The following is a 24,077-nucleotide window of genomic DNA, read 5'->3' on the forward strand; positions in this document are numbered from 1 at the left end:
ATGCATCGTAGAACATTTATCCAGGGCTTGGCCTTGTCCGGGTTATCTGCTGGTATAGCGTTGCCTGGTGGATTTGCCTTTGCCTCGCAAATGGCCACATCGTCTGTGTCCGTAGAAGATTTGCCAAAGTTAAAGGGAAATCTGACTATGTACCTTGGCAGAGGGGAAGGTGGCCTGTATGAGAATGTAATAGAGGCAATCAAGCAAAGGAACCCGGAACTGACACTACAAGTTCGCAGGGGCAGCACCGCTGCCCTAGCAAATACTCTGGTGGCTGAATCAAAGGCGGGCGTAAAACGGGCAGATTTATTCTGGGCCGTAGACACCGGTTCTATTGGCATGATAACCGAAGCCGGCTTGGCGAAAACGCTTCCCACAGATTTGGTTGCCCAGCTCAAACCCGGCTTTCAGTATCCAAAGTGGTCGCCGGTAACCGGCCGGATTCGGACTTTACCTTTTAATACTACCCGGTTATCTGCAGCGCAAATTCCAGACAGTGTGATGGCGCTTGCCGATACCGATCTAAAGCTGGGGTGGGCACCGGCGTACTCATCATTCCAGTCTTTCGTCACTGCAATGCGTTTACTTGAAGGTGACAAAGCAACGGCAAACTGGCTTAAAGGTATCAACGGAAAAGCGAAGAAATACGCGGGCGAATTAGGTGTTGTAATGGGGGTTGAACGCGGTGAAGTAGATTTGGGTTTCGCCAATCACTATTACACGCTGCGGCTTAAATCCGGAAAACCCGATGCCAATGTTGGTCTCGCCTATACCAAAAACGATGCGGGCTGCTTAGTAAATGCATCTGGTATTGTGGCGTTAAGTGATGGCGAATTGCCGGTGAATTTCATTCGCTATTTGCTCTCCCGGGAGGTGCAATCTTATCTTGCTTCTGAAGCGTATGAAATTCCATTGGTTAACGATGTTACACCACCGTCTGGCTTAGTACCATTGACGGAATTATCTCCACCAGCGCTGGATTTACGCAAACTGGCAGATATTCGGCCTACCCTCGATCTGATGAGGAAAGTTGGCGTTCTGTGACAAATTTGCCTAAATCTTATCCCTTTGCATTTTTAATTGCGCTAATGGCAGTTTTGCCTATTGGCGTGTTGTTTTCACTTGCGTCAGAAAGCGCGTCTTTTTTTGACCCTCGTAACATGCAAGTGCTGTGGAATACTCTGACACTGATGTTTTTTACGATAGTGGGCTCAGTGTTAATTGGGGTTCCCCTTGCACTTTTTACCGCATACGTGAACCTGCCGCTCAAGCGCCTGTGGTTAATCCTATTTGCTGCACCACTGGCGCTGCCAAGTTACTTAGGGGCTTTTACGCTGTACTTTGCCTTTGGCACGGGGGGGGAAATAGAGAATGTACTGGGTGTCAGCACCCCGCCACTGGAAGGACTTTGGGGGGCTTCACTGGTTATGTCTTTATACACTTATCCTTTTGTGATGATGACAACAAGGGCAGCGCTGTTAAGCCTTGATGCCAGTTTGGTCAATGCAGCGAGAACTCTTGGTTTGAGCCTGATAGGCAGTATTTGGCGGGTAGTTTTACCCCGGGTTGTAAACAGTATCGCCGCAGGGGCGCTTTTGGCCGCACTGTATGCATTATCAGATTTTGGCACCCCTGCCATCATGGGGTTTGACACATTTACCCGGGTAATTTTTGTAGAATATAATGCTTTCGGTTTAAGCCAGGCTGCCATGCTGTCGCTACAACTCATGCTGATCGTAGTGTTGGTGTTAGTGATAGAATCTCGAATGGGCGGCGATAAAGAGCGGCCAGGTCGGCATTTGAGTTTGTGGTTACCGTCGTGGATGAATACCGGATTTCTTGTATTGGCGATGCCGGTGGTCATTTTGGCAATTTTCCTCCCCCTTTTAGTATTTGGTTTGTGGCTGGCGCGGGAAGGCACAACGGGGTTTGAGATGGGGTATGCGTGGAATTCTGCTTATGCTTCCATGCTGGCTGCGATTGCCGCGGTGGTGCTTGCAGTGCCAGTCGCTCATGCTGCAATAGCGGGTAGAGCTGGAAAGTTGATGGAGCGCATCACTTACTTTGGTTTCGGTGTGCCGGGCATAGTAATGGGCACGGCCCTGGTTTACCTTGGGTTACAAATCACCGTGTTGTATCAGACGTTGGCTTTGCTGGTGCTTGCTTACGTATTGCGTTTTTTGCCTCTGGCGGTAGGAACTGTACGCAGTACCGCGGAGAACCAGGAGGCTGGGTTAGTAAAAGCAGCTCGCGTACTGGGTGCCTCACCCCAGGAAGCGTTTATTCGCATTACATTACCCCTTACTATGCGTGGTATGATTGCCGGTGCTGCGCTTGTTTTTCTTGAAGCTATGAGAGAGTTACCTGCTACGTTAATGTTAGGTCCCACCGGGTTTGAAACCCTGGCAACGTATCTGTGGCGTGTATACGAAGCCGGATACTTTGGCAGAGCGGCTGTGCCTGGGCTATTGCTTGTAGTGCTCTCTGGTATAGGGCTGGTCATTATGCTTTCAGGCGAGCGCCGTGCCGAATTTTCAATCAGTGAGGATAATCGTCGTTAATGCTAAAAGTCAGTAATTTGTCAGTAGATTATGGATCTACCCGGGTAGTTAATAAACTGAATTTGGAACTTGGCGACAGTGAAATTCTTATGCTGGTTGGCCCTACGGGCTGCGGTAAAACGACTATTCTTCAGGCTTTAGCCGGACTGATTCCGATTTCAGAAGGTCAGATTTCATTAGGTAAATGGACATCGACCGCCGGAAATAACATTCCGCCGGAAAAACGGAATGTCGGTATGGTTTTTCAAGATTTCGCTCTATTTCCCCATCTCACCGTTGAGCAAAATGTTTGTTTTAGGTTAAAGAACACGACATTGTCTGATCACTGGCTGTCGTTACTGGGTTTAAGTGATTTTAAAAAGGCGAAACCTGCAAGTTTATCCGGTGGCCAAAAGCAACGGGTGGCGCTCGCCAGAACACTGGCCCATGAACCCGCATTTGTGTTGTTGGATGAGCCACTTTCAAACCTTGATGCGGCATTGAAAGACACGCTGCGCTGGGAAATTCGAGATGCACTAAAAACTGCAGGTGTGCCTGCGATATGGGTTACCCATGATCAGGATGAAGCGCTATCGGTTGGTGATCGGGTTGGCGTATTAAACGGCGGTGAACTCGAGCAACTCGATACTCCTGAAGCTTGTTTTTCGCAACCTCGCTCCCGCTTTGTCGCGCGCTTTCTCGGTGATGCTTGTTTTGTTGATGGCCGTGTTGTTAATGACAGGGTTGAAACGGAAATTGGAAATGCGCCAGGTAAGGCCATGAATACTTCCGGCCGGCAGGTTGATGTGCTGGTTAGGCCAGACGACGTGTTTATGCATACTGGTGGTGTGGACACAAACGCAACCATTATGTGGAGTCGCTACGAAGGTGAGTCTCGACTTTGTGGCGCCGTGCTCGACAGTGGAACTGAGTTAAAGGCCAGAGTGAGTCACGAGATCAGAGTGCAACCTAAAGACAGGGTACAACTCAACTTGCATTCAGCGCATGCTTTGGCATATTTTGCCAAAGCATAGCCGCGTCCTCTAACCCATAAGATGTAGCGATTCTCCCGCCAGGAATAAACCCACGCCATAAAGAGTATGGTTGTAAAGGCTCAGTAATCTGGCTTTTCCCGGTTGTGGTGTTTTCGCTGCGGCAACACCCAGCCCCATACAAGGCTGCATGATGAAGTAGGGAAGTATGACTGTTCCCATTCCCGTGGCGAGCGCTGGCAGCAGTGTGGGAGCTGTCAGCCATGTGCCATCACTAAACGCAGTAAATCCCAGACTAAAGCAAATTCCAACTAGGTAGTGTGCAGCCCAGCCAATGGCTTTTTCGCCTTGTATGGCCGGTGCCGAAGGGGTATGACGTTGCAAAATTGTTCCGCGGAAAACATAGCCGAACCATCGTCCTACCATAGGATAATTCGGAAACGGAATAGCTGTGAATCGGGCGGAAATAAAGCTCAGTATATCCATCCACAGTGTTGCCAGTAGACCCAGTTGAATACTATCAGCAAGATATATCGGTAATTGCATATTGACTCTGCTATTGATTTGGTACATCAGTCTTGCTAGTTTGCCACTTAAAGTTAACTTTAAGTCAAGGTCAAAAATGGATATTACTACAGTGGCTAAAGCAACCGGAGTTCCAGCTTCGACACTTCGCTACTACGAAGAAAAAGGCCTAATTACTTCTGTGGGTCGGCACGGGCTGCGCAGAGTATTTCGCCCGTCGGTAATCGAAAGGTTGTCGCTTATTGCATTAGGTCAGTCTGCTGGCTTTTCCCTGGATGAAGTGGGTGCGCTATTGGGAAGTGATAACTCGCCTGAAATAGATCGATCTGAGCTGTTGAACAAGGCAGACTCTCTGGACAAAACCATTCAACAGCTCACCGCTATGAGAGATGGTCTGCGCCACGCTGCAGTATGCTCTGCACCTAAGCACTTAGATTGCCCTCGGTTTCAACGCTTTATGAAAATCGCAGCAAAAAAAGTCAGGCGTAAAAAAAGCGCCTGAATAAATTGAGGCGCTTCTATCTAAAGTAATCGAGCTTACTTCGCTTTTTTGAGTTTTTTCTTCAGCTTTTTCACTTTGGTTTCTTGCTTAGCAATTTTGGCTTTTGCTACTTTAATTTCTTTCTTTAGCACTTTTGCTTTTTTGGCCATGTTGGCTTCTCCTGTTTTATTTGGTCTTCTTTATTGCGGCATATCATTTACTGTGATGATTTAGGCTTATGCTCAACAATAAACTGGCGTATAAACCGCCTTACTTCTCTGGCTGCACTGGTATCAAGCTCTTCACAGAGGTCTACAAATTCTGCCCGTTCCTGACCATTGATACGAATAATCAACTGACTATCTTTCTTTTTTGGCTTCTTTTTGTCCAACGTTTTTACCCTCACCGAAACAGCCTTATCGGTTTAACGATATACAATATATATCGTATGTATATACATTTCAACTTTTTGGCTCGTTTTCGCTTAATTTGTCTGCATAGCCTTTAGGCGGCGGTGTCCACCCTCGCATACGGGAATGGTGTTCGTGCAAGTCGCGATTAAGCGCATCTTGTATTAGTGATTCAAGTTGTATGAAGAGTGCTAAATAGTTATTGTCAAAACGTTCGCCGCTGGCATCATCTGCCCACGCTTCGTATAAAGTATCATCCTGTTTATTTTCGATGTGCTTGTACGCGCTTTTCTGACGTTCCACCTGAAAAGGGTGTAATCCCATAGAGCGCAGCGCTTCTGCTCCCATTTCCAGTGCCGAATGGTAGGTTTCTGATACCACAAAATGGGCACCGGCTTGTCTTACTCGATAACCATGGCCACGGTCAAAAGCACGGGCAAGAATACGTATGTGGGGATAGGTGTGTTTAATATATTTCACCATTTCAATGGTGGTTTCCCGATCGTTTATTGCTACGACCATCAGTGATGCGTCTTCGATCCCAGCGGTATGTAGCATATCGGGTTTCGATGCATCTCCAAAATAAGCATGGGTGCCTATTTTTCGCATTGAATCGATTTGCGCAGAGCGCACGTCCAATACAACGGTTTTGAAATTATTAGCGAGTAACAAACGATTAATGATTTGTCCGAATCTTCCTATTCCTGCGATGATCACAGAACCACTGTCGTTGATTGTATCGCTTTCTTCGTCATTTGATTGCTTTTCAAAAGCAGGCAGGATGATTTTGTCGAAAATAATAAAAAGTCCTGGCGTCAGGAACATGGATAACGCCACCACTAAAGACAAAATGGCAATGATGTTCTGTGTGAGCACATGGTTTTGAGATGAAAAGCTCAGTAATACGAAACCAAATTCCCCAGCTTGTGCAAGGCTTAAGGTAAGCAGCCATTTATTGCTTTCCCTGAGAGCAAAAACCAAGGCGATAACGTAAAGTACCATGGCTTTAATCATCATAACAGCAAGGGTTATACCAATAATTAACAGTGCGTTGTTTGTCAGTACATCAACGTTGATCCCCGCGCCAACCGTGATAAAAAACAAACCCAGAAGTAGTCCTTTGAAGGGTTCTATATTGGCTTCAAGTTCATGCCTGAACTCACTATTTGCCAGTACCACACCAGCGAGAAACGCCCCCAGCGCTGGAGATAAACCGACCAAACCCATGAGTGCCGCGATGCCAATCACCAGCATAAGCGCCGTGGCCGTGAAGATTTCCCTGAGACCAGAGGCGGCAACGAATTTAAATAGCGGACGACTGAGATAGTGCCCGCCCACCGTTACCGCGGCGACCGAAGCGATAATCACTAACCCGTATAACCAGGCGGGCAATCCGGACACGAGATTATAGTTATCGTGATGTTCTGTGCCACCTTGCTGCGCATTTGCAGCGAGTTCGGGAATAGCCAATAGGGGAATGAGCGCCAGCATGGGAATAACGGCAATGTCCTGAAACAGCAACACAGAAAATGCGCTCTTGCCCCCTTCTGTTTGTTGCAGACCTTTTTCCTGAAAGGTCTGCAGTACAATGGCCGTTGACGACAACGCGAAAATTAGGCCAATAGACAACGAAATAGTAAACGGCTGCGCCATGAGTAATGCGCCACCCATAATCAAAACCGTGGTAAGAAGCAGTTGTAAACCACCTAATCCAATGAGCTTTGTTTTCATTGCCCATAGTGATTTGGGTTCTAATTCCAGTCCGACCAAAAAAAGCATCATGACTACGCCGAACTCAGCGAAATGCTGAATAGTGGTGGTTTCGTCGCCGACCAACCCCAATACAGGCCCTATAATGACGCCCGCTATTAAGTAGCCCAGAACAGATCCCAGGCCCAGCCGCTTGGCAATGGGGACTGCGATCACTGCAGCAATGAGATAGATGAAGGCTTGAAGAAAGTAACCTGTCATAGGATATCTCCAGTGATACATGGGCAGTCGGCGAGGTTCTCACAGTGTGTGGCCTCGACGATATTCAGCGTGTTATCTGCCAGCTTTTGCAACAGCCGTCGCCATTTTTGCCGGTGCAGGTTAATGCGGTGTTCTTCTCTTGCGGTTCTTGAACCAAAAATAGCAAAGGGCCCTAGATATAGCATGCCTGTGACGTTGGCCATTTGTTCCAAAGGCTGCAGTAGCTGCTTTAACGAAAAGTGATTGTAACCGTCGGTTTGGTAGGCTTCTTCACGACCGCCAGCGGATAGCGCACAGACAAACCGTTTTCCCTTAAGTGCCGTGCCGTTGTCACCGTAAGCAAACCCGTATTCAAGGACTAGATCCTGCCATTCTTTTAGTAGTGACGGGGTGGAGTACCAGTAGAGAGGAAATAAAAAAACGATGACATCATGGGCGAGCAGGCGTTGTTGCTCTTTGTCTATATCAATATTGAAATCGGGATACTCGGCGTACAAATCGATAACGCTGACGTGACGTTGTGCTTTTGCGTCGCGGAAAAGTGGCACGTTTATCTCAGACCGGGAAGGTGACGGGTGAGCGTAAAGTACAAGTATTGATTGAGCTGGTAATTGCTTGCTATCCATTGGGCGAGGTGTCTGACATTCGACGTGGGTTTGACACTATTATGAATAGCTTGTGTCTTGTGAACAATCGCAATATTGGCTGTCGTGGATATAAATTGTTCCCAACAGCCCTAAAAACGTGTTTGCCTCTGCTAGCCAGCTAGCACAGCAATGCGCTTTTCAACGATAACGGGTAAACCGTGCCTGACCGCAGAAACCCGCACGCGAACATAGGCTTTTCCGTTTTTTGGCGCAGTGAGAGTCAGAGTTTTATCACCAGTTAAACGGGTTAAATACAAACTCGAACGGCCCTTTATTTCTACACCCCGACCACTCACGATTTCAGCTTTAACGTTGTGATAATCTGGGTGCACCCGATATCGAAGTGTTAGAACTGATTCCGACGATGAACGCCCAGATGATGCAGAAAGCGCCACCTCAATAGGAGCGGTTTCCGGTGGACTAAAGTGTTGAAGCATTACCGGGTGTAGTGCAGGAGAAAGTGGGGGAAACAGAGGTATTTTACTGTCGCTTACTTCGTGAAATTGGCATCCCAGGGCGTCAACCGTGAAAAGCGCGATACACAAAGGAAGAAGAAAAGGTTTTAATTTCATGCTATTACTCAATTTTATACAGGTTTACACCATCTCAGCCGAGAACTGTGACTATTGGTGCTGCCCTGAGGTAAAAGCAAAAAAAGAAGACAATGTATATTGTTGTTATGACTATACCTTAAATCAAGCACTGCTTAAGGTAAAGGCCCCGTGTAATTAAGCTGGATGTGCCATTAGTTGTCTGCGCAACTTAAACCAGTACCAAGTATTTGATATTGCAAACATGGCTTCGGTAATAGCAAGCCCCCAAGTTTGAGTTAGCATAGCATAAAGTGTGAAATTAGCTGAACCGACTATCATGCAGACGCGCAAACCGGCTTCCTTGCAGTATAATTCGCCAAAGCGGTACGCCATGAACGTGAATACTGGCAGCATAGCCAGGACACTGGTTTGTCCGGTGTAATCATTCACAATGAGAACAATTCCTGTCATTAAAGACAAGCTGACGTATGTGGCTGTCGCCGAGAGTAAAGTTTGTTTTACCAGTCGGTAGGTAGTGCTCATGCCTGCTACCAGTAATACTATGGCACCGCCCCAGGCCTGTTCAAACAACAACAAACTGCTGATAGAAATACAAAGTCCTAGGTTGAGCAACAGTAATTTTCGCTCTGTATTACACCAAAATGAGGCGAGGGCAAAAACAACGGGCAGAGTATGAAGAAGTAGCGCTAGCATACGACAAACCTTATTAAAATTAGATTTACACGGCAACGGCGGCAGTCTACTCCGGCGCATCTGTTTTACCAGTAAAAAGTGAGTACAGTGCGCTGAATTACCAGAGTCTGAGACGAAGATTATGATGCTCTGGTTGATGGCAACTAGTATCTGCTTTGGCGTCCTGGTCAGAATATTTAGACTTGAGAAAACGCAAAGGATACCCCATTTCACTAGTTCGTGAATTTTTGACACTGTTTGATGGGGAGAAATAAAACGTGAGTCGACATTTTGATGAGGCAGACGGCCTTTGTGAACACAAGGACCCTGCAACAGACGGGTTTGTATTTAATCAAACCATGTTGCGCATTGCAGATCCTGCCCGGTCGCTGGATTTCTATACCCGGGTAATGGGAATGACTTTACTGAAACGACTGGATTTCGAATCGATGAAATTCAGCCTGTACTTTCTTGCCGCCGGTGATGACTTTTCAGATATTAGTGATGATGTTGCTACGCGCACAGCGCAGACTTTTGGTAGACCGGCAATGCTGGAGCTGACACATAACTGGGATGACACTGCAGAAACTACACAATATCACAACGGTAACAGCGACCCTCGTGGGTTTGGTCATATTGGTTTTCACGTGCCAGACTTCAAGGCAGCGTGTGCGCGTTTTGATGAATTAGACGTACCCTTTCAAAAGCGGCCTGAAGATGGGGCAATGAATAACATTGCGTTTATTAAAGATCCGGACGGCTATTGGATTGAAATTTTCGATGCGAAACAGGTGAGTCGTTTGGGTTAACCACGTCTTGCCAACTGACATTGGGTAGGCCACGAAGGGTGGCCGGCCCAACTTTGCTTTAGATGACAGTAATAACGTCTTCTTTATTTAAGCGTGATTTCGGCAGTGCGGCGTTGTAGTCGTCTGCATCGCTGTAACCAATGGCTAAGGCGACTTCGCAGATATAACCGTTCAGCTCTTTGGCAAACAATTCCCCAATCATATCTTTATCGACGCCTTCCATAGGCGTACAGTCCACTCCGAGTCTGGCTATGGTGTGCATAACGTTACCCATGGCGAGGTACAGTTGTGCTTTTGTCCAAGGAGCATTAACACCCTGAGGGTCTGTATTGAGCTCTGAAAATGCAAAACTACCAAACAATTTTTCCCGGTCTTCTGGTTTGGCACGGCCATCTGCAATTTGTTTGTCTACTACCCTGCTGTAGTCACTCCGGTTGTACTTTGGGTTGTAGGCAAACAAAATAGTATGTGATGCTGTCTTTGCATGTTTCTGATTGAACTGAAATTTATTGGCAAAGGTGTCGTGAAAACGCTGCTTGGCTTCGTCGCTTTCAATCACGATAAATTTCCACGGTTGAGAGTTTATCGAAGAGGGGGACAGGCGAAGCGCTTCTAAAATTACATCCATGGTTTCGCGCGGTACTTTTCGGTTGGCATCGTATTGCTTTACGGTATGCCGGGACTTCAAATCATCGATAATCGGGTGAGACATGATTTCTCCTTCTATAGGTCAAACACGGTGTAATAATGAGGTCATTGTTGCGCTTTCCAAAGCATCATTTTTGCTACTGGGTTGAAACCTCGGGAAAAAGCGATGGAAATGTAAAAAGAGTCAATTTATATGGCAAAAATCTGCTTAGAGCCTACACTAAAACTGAAAACTTTCTTGGTTCAGATCAAGTTTCTTCTTGCCGTTTTTGTCTACCATAGGTTTTCGGTTTTTTATGTTCTCTTTTGTGGCAGTTTTCAAAAGAAGATGCTTAATTGGAGATCCATTATGACATCATCAGTCCCCCCTTCAACACTTGCAGAGCGCGCCACCAGTGTGGATAGTGCGCATATTTGGTTGCATTGTTTTCGCACCTGTTCGTCGTGTCAGCCGTTGTCAGATACCCTGACGGAATACGCTTTTCGTGATGGCAGTCACGTGATCCTCGATTCCAGCTATCCTTTTCCTAAGCCGGTAAAGAATAAAAGACTTCGCATCGCCTGATGCAAAAACGCATTTAGACAAGCCCCGCAGGGGCTTTCTTTTTATGGTGGGCTGTAATTTCCCCGATGTTGAGGCAGAATGTCTTGATAATATGAAAAAAAGAGAACTCAATGAATTTTAAGACACTGATTTTTGCCTTTGTTGGGGCAGGTTGTTTGTCTGCTTGCTCCGAGCCTCCCGGCAGTCATACTATGCCGGGCACTGAACAACTCACTAGCAAAACTAGCGCCGCAGAGCAATTAAAAACAGCTGATGTGAAATACACAGGTGTTTTTCTTCGCCACCAACCAGCGCTTTCTACGATGCTCGCCCTTGAGGAAGAGATTGCTGGCGGGCCGTATAACCACCGTTTTCCCGATTACAGCGAACAAGGTACAGCAGCCTTTCAGCAAAGTATGCGGGAAGCCAGCCAGAAAATAGGTGCGATACAAACTGAAAGTTTATCTGAAAGTGAACGGGTTCATCAACAGATACTGGCAGATATCTTTGCCTACTACGCTGGTGACGAACATTTTCCAGGAGGTTATATTGACACCTGGGGGGGACATCTTCCGTACATCATCAATCAGATTTCCGGGCCCCTTATCGACTTGCCAAAACTGATGCAAGTACAGCAGGCAGTGACCGATGAGGCGCAAATCGAAGCCTATCTAACCCGTTTAGAAACCATGGGGGCATTTGTTGATGATGTGGTAGCAAAATTTAAGGCTGATGCCAATAAGGGCATCGTTCTTCCAAAGAAATTACATCCTAAAACCCTGGCGTTTTTTAACAGTTTTCTCGCTAGTGACCCCCCGGAACACGAACTCGTACGGACCTTCGTAACCAAAATTGCCGCTATAGACAGTTTGAGTGAGGAACAACGCAAGGCATACCAGTTGCAGGCGATAAAATGGGTAACTACGGTGGTTTATCCCGCCTATAACCGAGCCCGGGATGCGATACTTGAAAATGAGACAATTGCCAGTAACAACGATGGTATTTGGTCTCAGCCCGGCGGGGATGATTTCTATACACACCAAATTCGTTTCCTTGGCGATTCTTCGTTAACGGCAGATGAAATACATCAGCTTGGGCTCGATGAAGTAGACCGCATTACTGCGCTAATGGACGATATACTTCGCACTAACGGTTTTGAGGACGGTACCGTCGGAGAGCGAATGATGACACTTGCCAGTTTACCGGGACAGGTCTACCCAGGCAACGATGAAGGCCGTCAGGCGCTGTTGGATTACCTCTCTGAGGAAATTAACAAGATACTTACAAAAGCACCGGAATTTTACGGCGCCATGCCAACTCAGGCCGTGGAGGTGCGTCGCATTCCCCCAGTTTCTGAAGCGGGCGAGGCTGGTGGTTTTTATTCTTCGCCTTCGCTGGATGGAAGTCGGCCCGGCATATACTGGATCAATTTACGGGACATGGCTGCAGTGCCTAAATTTGGTCTGAAAACGCTAACCTATCACGAGGCTGTGCCCGGTCATCACTTTCAGCTTGCGTTGAATATGGCGCAAAAGGATATCGGTATTATGCGTCAAAATGCACCCTATAATGCCTATGTGGAGGGGTGGGCATTGTATTCGGAATTTGTTGCCAGTGAGTATATGGGTATGTATGACGATGATCCATTGGGAAATTTAGGGCGTCTGCAAGCTGAACTATACAGGGCAGTGCGCTTGGTGGTCGATACCGGATTGCATCGAAAGCACTGGACCCGGGAACAGGCCATTGATTATTTTCACAAAACTACAGGAACATCATTGTCTGATGTGGTACCTGAGGTTGAACGCTACATGGCGTGGCCCGGTCAGGCTCTGGGGTATAAGCTTGGCATGTTGAAGTTCATTGAGTTGGAAAAACGAGCCAGAATGACTCTTGGTGACAATTATGACATTAGAGAACTTCATGACGTGATGTTACTTTCCGGTGCGCGACCAATGTCGCTGGTAGAAAAGCAAGTAGTACACTGGATTGAACGACAGAAATAATTTCAACCCCACTATTTTTAAGTTGTACAGAAGGCCTCTGATTTCAGAGGCCTTTTTTCATGGCGTAAGTGGAAATCTGGCTTAGGGCCAAAATTTTAGGTATGAAGTACTTATCAACTTACACATCTGATTATCATTTTCCATATCGAACAGGAAAAGTGAGTTAGCTACACTTCTTAAAAATCAGAAAGCCAGCAGCTCGGTTTTTTCGTACTGTGCAGAGCTTTCTGAACCATTGAGAGAAGGATGTTGGATATGTTGACCCTTTCACAGTTTCGCAATAGTTATCCCGTTCAGCTGGAGTATTCTCTGGCAACGGGAAGCAGCCCGCAAACGCTGCTTAAGATGTCTGCGAAATACAATGGCAGTGATCAATTTCATCATTTTTTAGCACAGACTGCGACCTGTAGCCGACCCATCCACTTTCTCGGTCATGACCGCAGTCTGGATGCGAGCGTGTCGAATTTAAGCAATATCAGTAAGCAAATCGCCAACATAGAGGATTCTTTGGGCTTGTCCTATCAAGCTATTCTGGAAAAAATAGCCTGTGCTCACAGTGATACTTTGGTTAGCAAGGTTTTCGATTTACAGGCTCCCGGGCAATGGCAGGACGTGACCCGTGATGAGATGCTCAGATTACTGGGTGAACTTCATTATTGGGTGATGTACATCAACGATTTGGATATTGTAAAGAAAGACGTGGTCTCCGCCAAAAGTTTGTACTATTTTTTGCGGCGACATCCGGTAGCCGGTTGCCAGACCCTTGCTGACGTGGTGGAACTGAATCACGAAAGCTGGGACTTGGACGAACACCAGTATTATCAAATTTTACACGCCATGATCGAACGTGACAGTGATTGTATTTTGCGCTGGATAGAACAACCAGAACCGATGGCTCACTTTAACGTACGTTCAAAAGTGCCGTATCACTCAATGTGGAGCTGGCTCATTCTTTCACTTATCTCAAGAACTTACGGCTATACCAGCAACTTGTGGGGCACTAAGCTTCAGTGGAAAAAATGTGGCTTCAAACTGCGCAAAAATGCAATGCCTGCTCCAGTGTTTCACTATTTTTCCATGCCTTCCCAGGAGTTGTCTTTGGGCGAAGGCGACGAAGGCCGTTCTCAGATGGGGCGAAAGGTACAGTTGGTGTACAATGCCAGTTGCCTGGTTGATTACCGCGGCTTGCCCTATGAAGAGGGCTTCGTCACGCCATTGTCTGCATTGCGGGACAGAATAGAGCAATTAAGGGTAGATATTCGCGAAGGTGACAAAGCGCATTGGGTCGCGGACGATGATTATATAGAAATGCCGCCGGAGACAGGGCTGTACGCTAAAAATTTCACTGACGCATACTACCAGGCATTGCTTCCCGAGTTTGTGCGCTGGGCAGGACATAAAAGCCGCGTAAACGCGGGGGCTCATCTAACTTCTCCGGTGCAACAAGACGCCTTTGTTACACTGGTGAGTGAAGTGGCTACAGCACATTTATCTGTGCGTTTTGGTCTTGACAGAAAACCTTGTCAAACCAGTGTACAACGCATTGGTAATTGGATTGACGACCTCGACATCGATTCCCGCTTTCGTTTCGTAGCCGAAGCGTCTGAGTGCGCAAACAGGGTGTGTAATTTTCTTTTTCCAGATGAGCGGCAAAGCTGACAGGGGTCAATTTGTCGCGGTAAATAAGGCGGTTTGTATCACAGAGACTGTTTTTTGTTCAAAAAACGGTCTTTTGTTGTCTTAAGCGGCCGCTTTATGTTGCTGTGATCCTGAATTTTGGTAGAGTTATTGTCTCTTTCTCCAGGGCGTTGAAACGCGCCCTCGCGAGATAACAACGATAACTCAGGATGCGCTACATGTCAGAACAGTGCTTTCGCATGAAAGGCACCACACTTACCAGTATTGTACTGGAAGTGCTTCATTTTGAACCCGACGAGTTTGAAACGCAATTGGCTGCGAAGATTGCCAGTGCCCCTCATTTTTTTACCCGCTCTTCGCTAATCATTCACTTAACTTCTGCGCTTACGGTAACTGAATTTGAACTGCTGATTGCATTGTGCCGTCGCCATGAATTGCAACCAATGGCAGTAAAAGGGAATACAGAAGCCCTGAAGCGAACGATCAACGACCTTGGTATGTCGGATATCAGCCAGAGTAAATTAAGTGAGCGGCCGCTGGGTGAACAAAAAACGGTCAGTGATGCAGCTGTCGAACCGTCAACGCGCAGGCCCGCAGAACAAGAAAGCCCGTCAACTGCGCCAGTAAATCAGAGAGGGAAGCCAGCGAAGATTATTTCCCGTCCGGTTCGGTCCGGACAGCAGGTTTACGCTGAAGGCGCTGATCTTATCATATTGGGCGCGGTTAGTGAGGGAGCAGAAATTCTCGCAGATGGAAATATTCACGTTTATGGTACATTACGTGGAAGAGCGCTGGCCGGAGTAAAAGGCGATGAGCAGGCGCGGGTGTTTTGCCAAAATATGGAAGCGGAGTTGATATCCATAGCAGGGCGCTTCGTCATGCAGGAAAACGTACAACAACAGTGTTGGAAGAAACCGGCACAAGCATATTTAGACGCTGATACAATCGTGGTCGAAGGACTGAACTAGCCCGTGTATCGGCAATTTGGGGATTAATAATGGCGAAAATAATTGTAGTTACATCAGGCAAAGGCGGCGTAGGGAAGACAACTTCCAGTGCGGCCATTGCAACAGGACTGGCGCTGGCCGGGCATAAAACCGTGGTCATTGATTTCGACGTCGGTTTGCGAAACCTTGATCTTATTATGGGCTGTGAGCGCCGTGTGGTTTATGATTTTGTCAACGTTATCAATAGAGAAGCAACGCTGAACCAGGCTCTGATTAAAGACAAGCGCACCGAGAACCTGTATATCTTACCGGCTTCACAAACCCGGGATAAAGATGCCCTTACAATGGAAGGTGTACAAAAAGTATTGAATGATCTCTCAAAAGACTATGATTTTATTATTTGTGACTCACCTGCAGGGATCGAGCAAGGCGCGCAAATGGCGTTGTACTTCGCGGATGAAGCTATTGTGGTTACCAATCCGGAAGTGTCTTCGGTTCGCGATTCCGACCGGATTCTAGGTATTTTGCAAAGTAAGTCTATGCGTGCAGAACAGGGTAAGTCGGTAAAGGAGCATTTACTGCTTACCCGGTATAATCCACACCGGGTAGCGACTGCTGAAATGCTAAGTGTGGCCGATGTGGAAGAAATATTGGCTGTGCCATTATTAGGCGTGATCCCGGAATCAGAAGCGGTACTTAAAGCGTCTAACCAGGGAACACCTGTTATTCTCGACGATGCATCAAATGCCGGACAAGCCTACTCAGATGCCGTGAAGCGTTTACTCGGGGAAAAGGTTGAACACAGGTTCCTCGATGTTGAGAAAAAAGGATTCTTAAAGCGCTTATTAGGAGGTAAGTAATGGGAATATTCGATTATCTGCTGAAAAAGGGGAAGCCTAGTACTGCCGCCGTTGCAAAAGAGCGGCTGCAGATCATCGTTGCTCACGAGCGCAGAAAACGCACTCAACCTGATTATATTCCCATGATGCAACAGGAGATTCTGCAAGTTATCCGCAAGTACGTGGAAATTGCAGAAGACGACGTGTCAGTACAACTGGATAACAGTGAAGATTGCAGTGTATTGGAACTCAACATTACCTTGCCTGATCGATAGGGCAGGGCATTGACACCGTATTCTCATCCCATAAGAGAGCGCCGCTGGCGCTTTTTTAATGATAGTTTTGCGCGCATTGAAAGGTGCAGTGCGGAATGTTTATATGGTTTACCTCTGTTACCCGTTTAAGGGGAACTGAAATTCGCGCTGGAGGGGGCAACATCAGCTTCTGCAGGTAGTAAAAAGCGGTGCTTTGCTCCCTTGACCGCTAACACTTGGTGCAAGGGAACAAAAAGGTAAGTACTACTAACGCTGATATTTTGCCGGTGTAGTCGTACTGGGGGTTGCGCTTTCAATAAACGCCCGAATGTCTTCGTTGGCCGCTTTTAAATCTTCGTAGCGCAAATACATCATGTGTCCGCTGCGATAACCTTTAAATTGCAGACGGTCTTTCATTTTTCCGCTGCGATCGATCTGGGTCATAGTGTATTTTGCATCGAAGTAGTTGGTAGCACCGTCGTAATAACCAGACTGAATCATGACCTTTAGAAAAGGGTTTTCCGCCATGGCAGCTCGTAAGTCCTCACCGGTATGATTGTTTTCTCGGTCCCATGGGTGAACCGGACCAAACATATTGTATTTAGTATCAGTCACGAAGCCGAGGTCGTTGCGAAGGTAATCGTTAATAGCCGGCGTAAAGGCGTGTAACCACGCACTTAATTCTGCGTTGTAATCCGGGTTGTCGCCTACGTCTTTTTCATCGATACCAAGATATCGGCTGTCTAAACGCCCTATGGTTTTACCTTCATCTCTCAACAGCGCTTTCCAGAAATACCACGTACTTACGTCCAGGTTATTTTGTTCAATTTCCGTTGTCGACAAACCGGAATAGGCAGCATATTGGGCGGTAACAGCTCGCTTTTCATCTTCGTCTATCCATGCGCCTTTGGCCAGCGCTGGCAGTAAAGTGTTTAGAGTGAAAGATTCTACCTGGGGTAAAAAGTCTTCCAGTGCCATGTTTTGATATTCAGGTGCCAGTTTATTGTGGAACCATGCTGCGGCAGCAAAATATGGCAAACGATTGGCAGATTCCACTGTCCCTTCCCGGGCTATCCCCAGCTCAGTAGGCGATACAAGAATGACGCCGTTGAGGTACATCCATTGGTTTTGCTGTAGGGCTTTGGCCAGCCCCGATACTCTGGTGGTGCCGTAGCTCTCACCGATGAGGAATTTTGGTGACCGCCAGCGGTTTTGGCGACTTACGAATGTGTTTAACCAGTCAGCGAGGTAGGCAATATCAGCATTAACACCGAAGAAAAGATTTTTTTGCTCATCTTTACCTGGCATTTTTCCTTCTTTATCGGGCAACACTCTACTATAACCCGTGTTAACTGGGTTCACGTACACAATATCTGCAACGTCTAAGATAGAGTAAGGGTTGTCTTTAACACCGTAAGGTTGCAGTGGGTAGCCTTCTTCGTCGATATTGAGAATTTTAGGACCAGTATAAGCAATGTGCATCCAGACGGATGCCGAACCGGGGCCGCCGTTAAAGCTAATCACCAAGGGACGTTTTTCCTTGTTCTTCACGTTGGCCTTTTCGTAGTACGTGAACTGTAGTGTTGCTATTGGGTGACCTTCCTCGTTCCAGACAGGTTGCATACCGGCAGTTGCGGTGTAAGTGATTTTTTTGCCATTGATGGTGGCTTTGTGTTCCGTGGTGTTGGCCATTTCCACCGGAATAGCCCGGTTATAGGATTCTGACTCCTGCGCTGCAGTGACGGAAGTGAGGGAGACAGACATCAACCCAATGCAAAAACCTACTGCAGAGAGCGTTTGCGAAATTTTCATCAGTTGTCCTTATTTGGTTGGTTATTCTTGTGTTTTTAGCCGGTATAGCAACAGCGCTGCGCGCTTGGCTTGTGATGCAAGGCTGCGTAAATTCCCCACTTCATTGACGGTATGGGCATCTGCGCCACTCATGCCAAGTCCATCAATAGCCATATCAACGTGTGCTGAAGTAAAGGATACATCAGCGGCACCGGCATTCAATGGATTTACGGCTACGACGGCGCCCAGACCCAAATCTTCACTGGCTTTACTGTAAAGATTGAGTAACGCTTTGTTGCCATCCGTAGGCGCAAGAGCGGGATATCCTTCTGCAAAGGTGATAGTACTGTGGGTCTGCGGCAAGCTGTCACTCACAATAGATTGCATTTTTTGTTTCACTCGTTTGAGTTGTGTTTCTGAAATGGCGCGGATATCGCCGGTGACAATGGCGGTTTCTGCTACAACGTTACTCTTGCCAAACGCAGTGCCACTATTGCTTGTTTGGTCGTGTGTGACCGTGGTTCCGCCTATAATTTTACCCGGGTTGAATGTAAGTAAGTCTTCACTTCTTAGTTCGTTGTAAAAGGTGTTCAGTACTCTGGATGCTTCGTATATTGCTCCTGCGCCAACTTTGTCGCTAAACACTCGTGAGGAATGTGAAGGTACCCCTTTAACGGTGAGCGTCCAACCAACTGAGCCGCGCCTTGAGATATTGGCTGTTTTTGGGTTGCCGTCGCCATTTTCAAACCCCAGGGCGATATCTGCCCACTTAGCACTGTCAATAAGTGCCTTTTTTGACAAAGATAAGGGGCGCCCACTTAACTCTTCATCACCGGTCATTACTACGTGGACGTTCATGTCTTTGAGTTCACCGGCTGCCTGTAAGGCCTTTAGGGTTTGTAAGATAATGATATTGCCCCCCTTCATGTCCGCTATGCCGGGGCCTCGGGCGGTGTGGTCATCAATCTTTTCAAAGTGTTGGAAAGTACTTTCTGGCTCAAAGACAGTGTCTAGGTGACCAATCAACAGAATGCGAGGCCCTGTTCCCCCTGCTTTTATTGCCACCAAATGCCCGGCGCGGTCAAAGGCACTGCCATCTTCAAAGGAAACGTCAAAGCCAAGAGCCTCAAACTGCGGAATAAGGGTATCTGCCACCTGCTTTACGCCGGCAAAGTTCATGGTGCCGCTGTTTATATTTACAATCTCTTCCAACAACTGCACTGCTTGTGTTTGGTTTTCGTCAATGAAAGCGGTCATGGTTGCTTCTTTATTACTTATTGCTGCCATTGCATTAAGTGAGGATAGACAAACTCCGATGAGCAGTGTCTGTAATTTCATATTGTTGTTCCCTGTGGTGTGTTTATCTGCGACGGTACTTGTCAACGGACCGGGCTGGCAAAGGGTTGTCGATTAACCTCCTAATCTCTCGGCTAAACAGAGGATTTGATTACCCGCGCTCGTTCAGATGGAATTTAGTGGCCCGAAACAGGGAAATCGTCCCGCCAGAGTTGAAATACTGTGGGGCAGGGCGCAAAATCGGACGTTCTCGCAAGTACGACATCTAAAGCCCCTTCGTCCTCCGGGCGTCGAAGTCACCCATGGGCTTTGATCAAAGGCAACAAACAGGAGATAACCGTGGCCGTTTTCGAAATCAAGCATCCGTTAATTCAACATAAAATTGGGCTTATGCGCGAAGCCAACATTTCAAGTAAAGACTTCAGAGAGCTGGCCAGTGAAGTTGGAAACTTGCTTACTTATGAAGCCACTAGAGAACTGCCAACAGAGACATCCGCTATAGAAGGTTGGAATGGAGATACGCTGGATGTGGAAAAAATAAAAGGCAAAAAAATAACCGTGGTGCCGATTCTTCGTGCTGGCCTGGGTATGTTAGATGGCGTGTTGCGTTTAATTCCCAATGCAAAGATCAGTGTAGTCGGACTGTATCGCGACGAGGAAACTCTGCAGCCCGTGGCGTATTTTGACAAAGTGGTGAAAGACATCGACATGCGCACAGCGCTCATTGTTGATCCAATGCTGGCAACCGGAGGCACGTTAATCGCCACAATCGATCTGCTCAAGCAAAAAGGCTGTGAGCAAATCATGGGGCTGTTTTTGGTTTCTGCGCCCGAGGGAATTAATGCCGTGTGTGACGCTCACCCCGATGTCGATATTTTTACCGCCTCTATTGATGACAAACTAAACGATAAAGGATACATACTGCCAGGTTTGGGTGATGCTGGTGATAAAATCTTCGGTACCCGGTGACGGACGGGCTTTTATTTCTTTACTGGAGAGGTGAGCACTAAAATTCACCCTCTGGTATGTAGCAAAATGGTGCGTCAAATGTGAATATTTATGCATTCATGCACCATTATTATCAAATTGCTTTCTCTGCGAACTCTTCTTCTACGCTTTTCTTTGCTGTGATAATTCTATCCATAAATGCTGTTTTTTTCACCGCTAAACTGTCCGCTACCCAGTGTTATTTGTCGAGATATCTGTTTTTATTCCTCTTTTTATAGGACATATTTATCACATTATGACTTTTGTTATGATGTAACATTTTTTCTTGATATTACGTGCTAAGTGTGATTTGCATTGCATTAAATCTGTGCATCTCAATCAAAAGTATAAGGTTCACTAATCTCGTTATAAAAAATAATTATGCAATATATTGAATTATCTATTCTCACATTTACTACTGTTATTTTTAATAAATAATTTTTATATGTTTAGCTATTGTTAAAACGGCGATGAATGGATCTAAGGTGCTGAAAACCAAAGTTTAAAGTTAATTTCTCAAATGTAAATTCCGTTGGAATAAACCGTTCTTCAATAAAATTTATTTAAAACAGTGTATTAGGTACGCCTTGTGCAAATGTCTTTTATTTAGACACGGCTGAAAGAGCACGCGCCAAAGCTGTCATTGGACGCATCACAATAATCAGCTTTACGGCAAGCACAGTACTAAACAGAGGAATACACTATGAAGGCAAAGGTAACGTTACGGACCAAAAAGCTCACGCTTGCGGTGGCCATCACCAGTGCACTTAGCGCACCGGTATTCGCCCAGCAATCATCAGGCACGGATAGCGCCGTTGATGAAAAAAAAATGGAATCCATTCAAGTAACTGGCTCGCGCGTTTCTCGTGATGGCTATGACACGCCGACACCAGTGGCCTCTATGTCAGAAGAAGATATCAACACCTTTGCTCCCAATAGTGTGGCGGATTTTGTCAACACCATGCCATCGGTTACCGGGAGCTCTACAGCGTCTACCAGCTCTGGTTCATTGAGTAATGGTGCGTCGGGTATTGCTGCGCTGAACCTTCGCGCACTGGGAACCGGCAGAACGTTGGTGTTATTCGACGGCCAGCGCTCAGTGGTATCTGCTTCTACCGGCCAGGTCGATACCAATACCTTCCCACAGTCACTGATTAAGCGAGTGGAAATTGTTACCGGCGGTGCATCTTCGGTTTATGGCTCCGATGCTATCAGCGGTGTGGTGAACTTTATCCTCGACAAAGAATATACCGGATTTAAGTCTGAGGTGGAGTACGGCGAGACAACTTACGGTGACAGAGAAAACAACAAAATCGTGCTTACATATGGTACAGAGTTGGGAAATGGCGACGGTCACCTGTTGTTAAGTGGCGAAACTTTTCACGCCAACGGTATCCACAATACTACCAGAGAGTACGCAGAGGACGGTAGTGTAGCGATGATAAACCCGGATACTTCCGATGGCGCGCCTTTTTATTTTGTTGGAAACGGCATTGGTATCTCGAATTACACGCCGGGTGGTTTAATTGCATCCGGGCCTCTGGAAGGCACGTATTTTGGCGTTGACGGCGCTCCGGGGCAGTTGGCATACGGCGATGTGTCAGGCCAGTGGATGATTGGTGGTGACTGGCAATATACGACTTCGGGCATGATAGGTACGAACTCCCTGGCAGCTGAGATTGACAGAAAGAACCTGTTTGGTCGCTTAAGTTGGATGTTTGGTGAAACAGAAGTGTTTTTGCAAGGGTCCTACGCGGAATATGAAGGCCTTAGCTACTATATTAATCCGACCTCCAAAGGCGTAACGATATACGCAGATAACGCTTATTTACCCTCCTCTGTATCAGCGCAAATGGCGGAACTGGGTCTAGACAGTTTTTCTCTGAATACCAGTAACGTGGATATGCCGGCATCAGGTAGTAACAACAAACGAGATACAACCCGGATTGTCGTTGGTGCCGACGGAGAGTTTACGCTGGCGGGTAAGTTTTTCAACTGGGATGCCTATTACCAGTATGGAAAAACCAATACCGATGAGCATATGACATCAACCTACAACTCTTCAAGACTTACGTTAGCAACCGATGCAGTGGTTGACCCTGGTACGGGTAACATTGTCTGCCGCTCCACACTAACAGATCCCAGTAACGGTTGCGTGCCCTTGAACCGTCTTGGTGTGGGTGTCGCCAGTGATGAAGCACTTAACTATGTACTTGGGCGTCCTCGCAGAGAGCAGTCTTTCATTCAAGATGTAGCAGCCATTAACTTTTCTACCAATGAGTTAGAGGGCTGGGCAGGTCCGATTTCAATCGCCTTCGGTGCGGAGTACCGCAGTGAAGAAATGGACGGTGAGGTTGACTCACAGTATTCCACTGGCTGGAAATACGGTAACTACAAAGTGACAGAGGGGTCATACAACGTAAAAGAAGCGTACCTCGAAGCACTCGTGCCGGTAATGGAAGATCTTGATTTTAATGGTGCGGTTCGCTACACCGACTACAGTACATCTGGCGGCGTAACAACTTGGAAAACCGGATTGACCTGGTCTCCCATCGATGATGCCACGTTTCGTCTGACCCGTTCAAAAGATATTCGGGCACCAAATTTATCCGAATTGTATGCCGCCGGTACGGCACGCTCAAATTCAGTAACGATTAACGGTGCGTCTGTACCAATGATTCAAAATTTGCAAGGTAACCCGAATGTCAGCCCTGAAGAAGGCGATTCGTGGGGACTCGGGGTGGTACTGCGTCCGTCGTTCCTCGAGGGGTTTTCTGCCACCATCGATTACTACGAAGTGGAAATTGAAGGTGTTATCAGCTTTGTATCTGCTGATGCAACAGCGGAATATTGTGTTGAATTCGGCGTGCAACGCTACTGTGACAACATGATTTACGATGAAAGCGGTACCCTGCAAACTATCAATTTGCTGTACGAAAACCTCAATGCCATGACGGCAAAAGGGGTGGATTATGACTTAACCTATCGTTTTGATACTGCAGATATCATCGACGGTGCACCAGGTGACTTTAAACTTCGATTTCTTGCGACAAACTACCTTGAGGCGATCACTGATAACGGTGTGACGGCGATAGATCAGGCTGGATCTGTTGCCAACAGTACGCCGGACTGGAAGTATCGGGCATCTGTGACTTATAGCCTTGATGACATGCGTTTTGACTTAACCGCCCGAGGTATTTCAGAAGGCACGTTGAGTAACGCGTACATTGAATGTTCGTCAAATTGCCCTGAGAGTATTGCGCCAAATTATACGATTAACGATAACACGGTGGCGGCGAAAATCTACCTCGATGCTTATGCATCCAAGTCAATACCAATGGGTGATACCGGGTCGCTGGAACTGTATATGCAAGTGAGAAACCTGCTGAATTCAGATCCTGCTGAGGTGACATACCCGGCGTTCCAAGGCTCAGAAAACAGACCTGGCTATCTGGCAACGAATCGCAGTTTATATGACGTGTTAGGTCGCCAGTTCAAAGTGGGTTTCCGTTTGGAATTATAAGGG

22 protein-coding genes are annotated in these 24,077 nt (G+C 46.9%); 13 read left to right on the forward strand and 9 right to left on the reverse strand.

The window, feature by feature from the left end; translation table 11 throughout:
• From KO518_RS07665 to KO518_RS07675, 3 genes are read left to right on the forward strand one after another with little or no spacing between them, the layout of a single operon-like run.
• Window positions 1-1,044, forward strand: a complete 1,044-nt coding sequence (locus tag KO518_RS07665; protein WP_216025229.1) for an extracellular solute-binding protein — start codon at window positions 1-3, stop codon at window positions 1,042-1,044.
• Window positions 1,041-2,561 (forward strand): iron ABC transporter permease, encoded by a 1,521-nt coding sequence (locus tag KO518_RS07670; RefSeq protein ID WP_216025230.1) that lies wholly within the window; start codon window positions 1,041-1,043, stop codon window positions 2,559-2,561. Before KO518_RS07665 ends, KO518_RS07670 begins: the two co-directional genes overlap by 4 nt.
• The gene (locus KO518_RS07675) at window positions 2,561-3,574 is read left to right on the forward strand and encodes an ABC transporter ATP-binding protein (protein WP_216025231.1); all 1,014 of its coding nucleotides are present in this window, start codon (window positions 2,561-2,563) and stop codon (window positions 3,572-3,574) included. The genes KO518_RS07670 and KO518_RS07675 overlap by 1 nt, the downstream gene beginning before the upstream one ends.
• A gap of 9 nt (window positions 3,575-3,583) precedes the next feature.
• Here the strand turns inward: KO518_RS07675 and KO518_RS07680 are convergent, their stop codons facing one another.
• Window positions 3,584-4,078, reverse strand: a complete 495-nt coding sequence (locus KO518_RS07680) for a DUF2938 family protein (RefSeq protein ID WP_216025232.1) — start codon at window positions 4,076-4,078, stop codon at window positions 3,584-3,586.
• 76 nt (window positions 4,079-4,154) lie between these two features.
• Here KO518_RS07680 and KO518_RS07685 point away from each other — a divergent pair, with 76 nt between their 5' ends.
• Window positions 4,155-4,559, forward strand: coding sequence for a helix-turn-helix domain-containing protein (locus KO518_RS07685; protein WP_216025233.1), 405 nt, complete (start codon window positions 4,155-4,157; stop codon window positions 4,557-4,559).
• 196 nt (window positions 4,560-4,755) lie between these two features.
• Here the strand turns inward: KO518_RS07685 and KO518_RS07690 are convergent, their stop codons facing one another.
• The 5 genes from KO518_RS07690 to KO518_RS07710 form a co-directional block, all read right to left on the reverse strand.
• Entirely contained in the window at window positions 4,756-4,929 is a 174-nt protein-coding gene (locus KO518_RS07690; RefSeq protein ID WP_216025234.1) for a hypothetical protein, read from the reverse strand.
• 70 nt (window positions 4,930-4,999) lie between these two features.
• Complete coding sequence (locus KO518_RS07695) at window positions 5,000-6,919, reverse strand: monovalent cation:proton antiporter-2 (CPA2) family protein (RefSeq protein ID WP_216025235.1); 1,920 nt, start codon at window positions 6,917-6,919, stop codon at window positions 5,000-5,002.
• Complete coding sequence (locus KO518_RS07700) at window positions 6,916-7,545, reverse strand: NAD(P)H-dependent oxidoreductase (RefSeq protein WP_216025236.1); 630 nt, start codon at window positions 7,543-7,545, stop codon at window positions 6,916-6,918. Before KO518_RS07700 ends, KO518_RS07695 begins: the two co-directional genes overlap by 4 nt.
• 131 nt (window positions 7,546-7,676) lie before the next feature.
• Window positions 7,677-8,138: a hypothetical protein gene (locus tag KO518_RS07705; protein ID WP_216025237.1), complete on the reverse strand. Its 462-nt coding sequence runs from the start codon at window positions 8,136-8,138 to the stop codon at window positions 7,677-7,679.
• A gap of 156 nt (window positions 8,139-8,294) precedes the next feature.
• Complete coding sequence (locus KO518_RS07710) at window positions 8,295-8,813, reverse strand: YgjV family protein (RefSeq protein WP_216025238.1); 519 nt, start codon at window positions 8,811-8,813, stop codon at window positions 8,295-8,297.
• 257 nt (window positions 8,814-9,070) lie between these two features.
• Between KO518_RS07710 and gloA the strand changes: the two genes are divergently transcribed.
• Window positions 9,071-9,601, forward strand: a complete 531-nt coding sequence (gene gloA / locus KO518_RS07715; RefSeq protein ID WP_216025239.1) for a lactoylglutathione lyase — start codon at window positions 9,071-9,073, stop codon at window positions 9,599-9,601.
• A gap of 58 nt (window positions 9,602-9,659) precedes the next feature.
• On the opposite strand, the gene KO518_RS07720 is transcribed toward gloA, so the two are convergent.
• A complete protein-coding gene (locus KO518_RS07720; RefSeq protein WP_216025240.1) occupies window positions 9,660-10,313 on the reverse strand; it encodes a nitroreductase family protein in 654 nt (217 codons plus the stop codon).
• A 285-nt stretch (window positions 10,314-10,598) separates the two neighbouring features.
• Between KO518_RS07720 and KO518_RS07725 the strand changes: the two genes are divergently transcribed.
• From KO518_RS07725 to minE, 6 genes are all read left to right on the forward strand, one after another.
• The gene (locus KO518_RS07725) at window positions 10,599-10,814 is read left to right on the forward strand and encodes a hypothetical protein (RefSeq protein ID WP_216025241.1); all 216 of its coding nucleotides are present in this window, start codon (window positions 10,599-10,601) and stop codon (window positions 10,812-10,814) included.
• 110 nt (window positions 10,815-10,924) lie between these two features.
• Window positions 10,925-12,799, forward strand: coding sequence for a DUF885 family protein (locus KO518_RS07730; protein ID WP_216025242.1), 1,875 nt, complete (start codon window positions 10,925-10,927; stop codon window positions 12,797-12,799).
• A 255-nt stretch (window positions 12,800-13,054) separates the two neighbouring features.
• Window positions 13,055-14,458, forward strand: a complete 1,404-nt coding sequence (locus KO518_RS07735) for a zincin-like metallopeptidase domain-containing protein (RefSeq protein ID WP_216025243.1) — start codon at window positions 13,055-13,057, stop codon at window positions 14,456-14,458.
• Between the two features lie 197 nt (window positions 14,459-14,655).
• Entirely contained in the window at window positions 14,656-15,405 is a 750-nt protein-coding gene (gene minC, locus KO518_RS07740) for a septum site-determining protein MinC (protein WP_216025244.1), read from the forward strand.
• 29 nt (window positions 15,406-15,434) lie between these two features.
• Window positions 15,435-16,244, forward strand: coding sequence for a septum site-determining protein MinD (minD, locus tag KO518_RS07745; protein WP_216025245.1), 810 nt, complete (start codon window positions 15,435-15,437; stop codon window positions 16,242-16,244).
• Window positions 16,244-16,498 (forward strand): cell division topological specificity factor MinE, encoded by a 255-nt coding sequence (gene minE, locus KO518_RS07750; protein WP_216025246.1) that lies wholly within the window; start codon window positions 16,244-16,246, stop codon window positions 16,496-16,498. The genes minD and minE overlap by 1 nt, the downstream gene beginning before the upstream one ends.
• A 246-nt stretch (window positions 16,499-16,744) precedes the next feature.
• Here minE and KO518_RS07755 read toward each other — a convergent pair whose 3' ends face one another.
• Both KO518_RS07755 and KO518_RS07760 read right to left on the reverse strand, forming a co-directional pair.
• Window positions 16,745-18,289 carry a S10 family peptidase gene (locus KO518_RS07755; RefSeq protein WP_216025247.1) on the reverse strand — a complete coding sequence of 515 codons (1,545 nt, stop codon included), beginning with the start codon at window positions 18,287-18,289 and terminating at the stop codon, window positions 16,745-16,747.
• Window positions 18,290-18,310: 21 nt separating this feature from the next.
• Complete coding sequence (locus KO518_RS07760; protein WP_216025248.1) at window positions 18,311-19,606, reverse strand: M20/M25/M40 family metallo-hydrolase; 1,296 nt, start codon at window positions 19,604-19,606, stop codon at window positions 18,311-18,313.
• A 297-nt stretch (window positions 19,607-19,903) separates the two neighbouring features.
• Here KO518_RS07760 and upp point away from each other — a divergent pair, with 297 nt between their 5' ends.
• Together upp and KO518_RS07770 are read left to right on the forward strand one after the other, a co-directional pair.
• Window positions 19,904-20,533 carry a uracil phosphoribosyltransferase gene (gene upp, locus KO518_RS07765; RefSeq protein ID WP_216025249.1) on the forward strand — a complete coding sequence of 210 codons (630 nt, stop codon included), beginning with the start codon at window positions 19,904-19,906 and terminating at the stop codon, window positions 20,531-20,533.
• A 721-nt stretch (window positions 20,534-21,254) separates the two neighbouring features.
• A complete protein-coding gene (locus KO518_RS07770; protein WP_216025250.1) occupies window positions 21,255-24,074 on the forward strand; it encodes a TonB-dependent siderophore receptor in 2,820 nt (939 codons plus the stop codon).
• The last annotated feature ends 3 nt before the right edge of the window (window positions 24,075-24,077 follow it).

This window comes from Aestuariibacter sp. A3R04 (assembly GCF_018860805.1).
Taxonomy (GTDB): Bacteria; Pseudomonadota; Gammaproteobacteria; order Enterobacterales; family Alteromonadaceae; genus Alteromonas.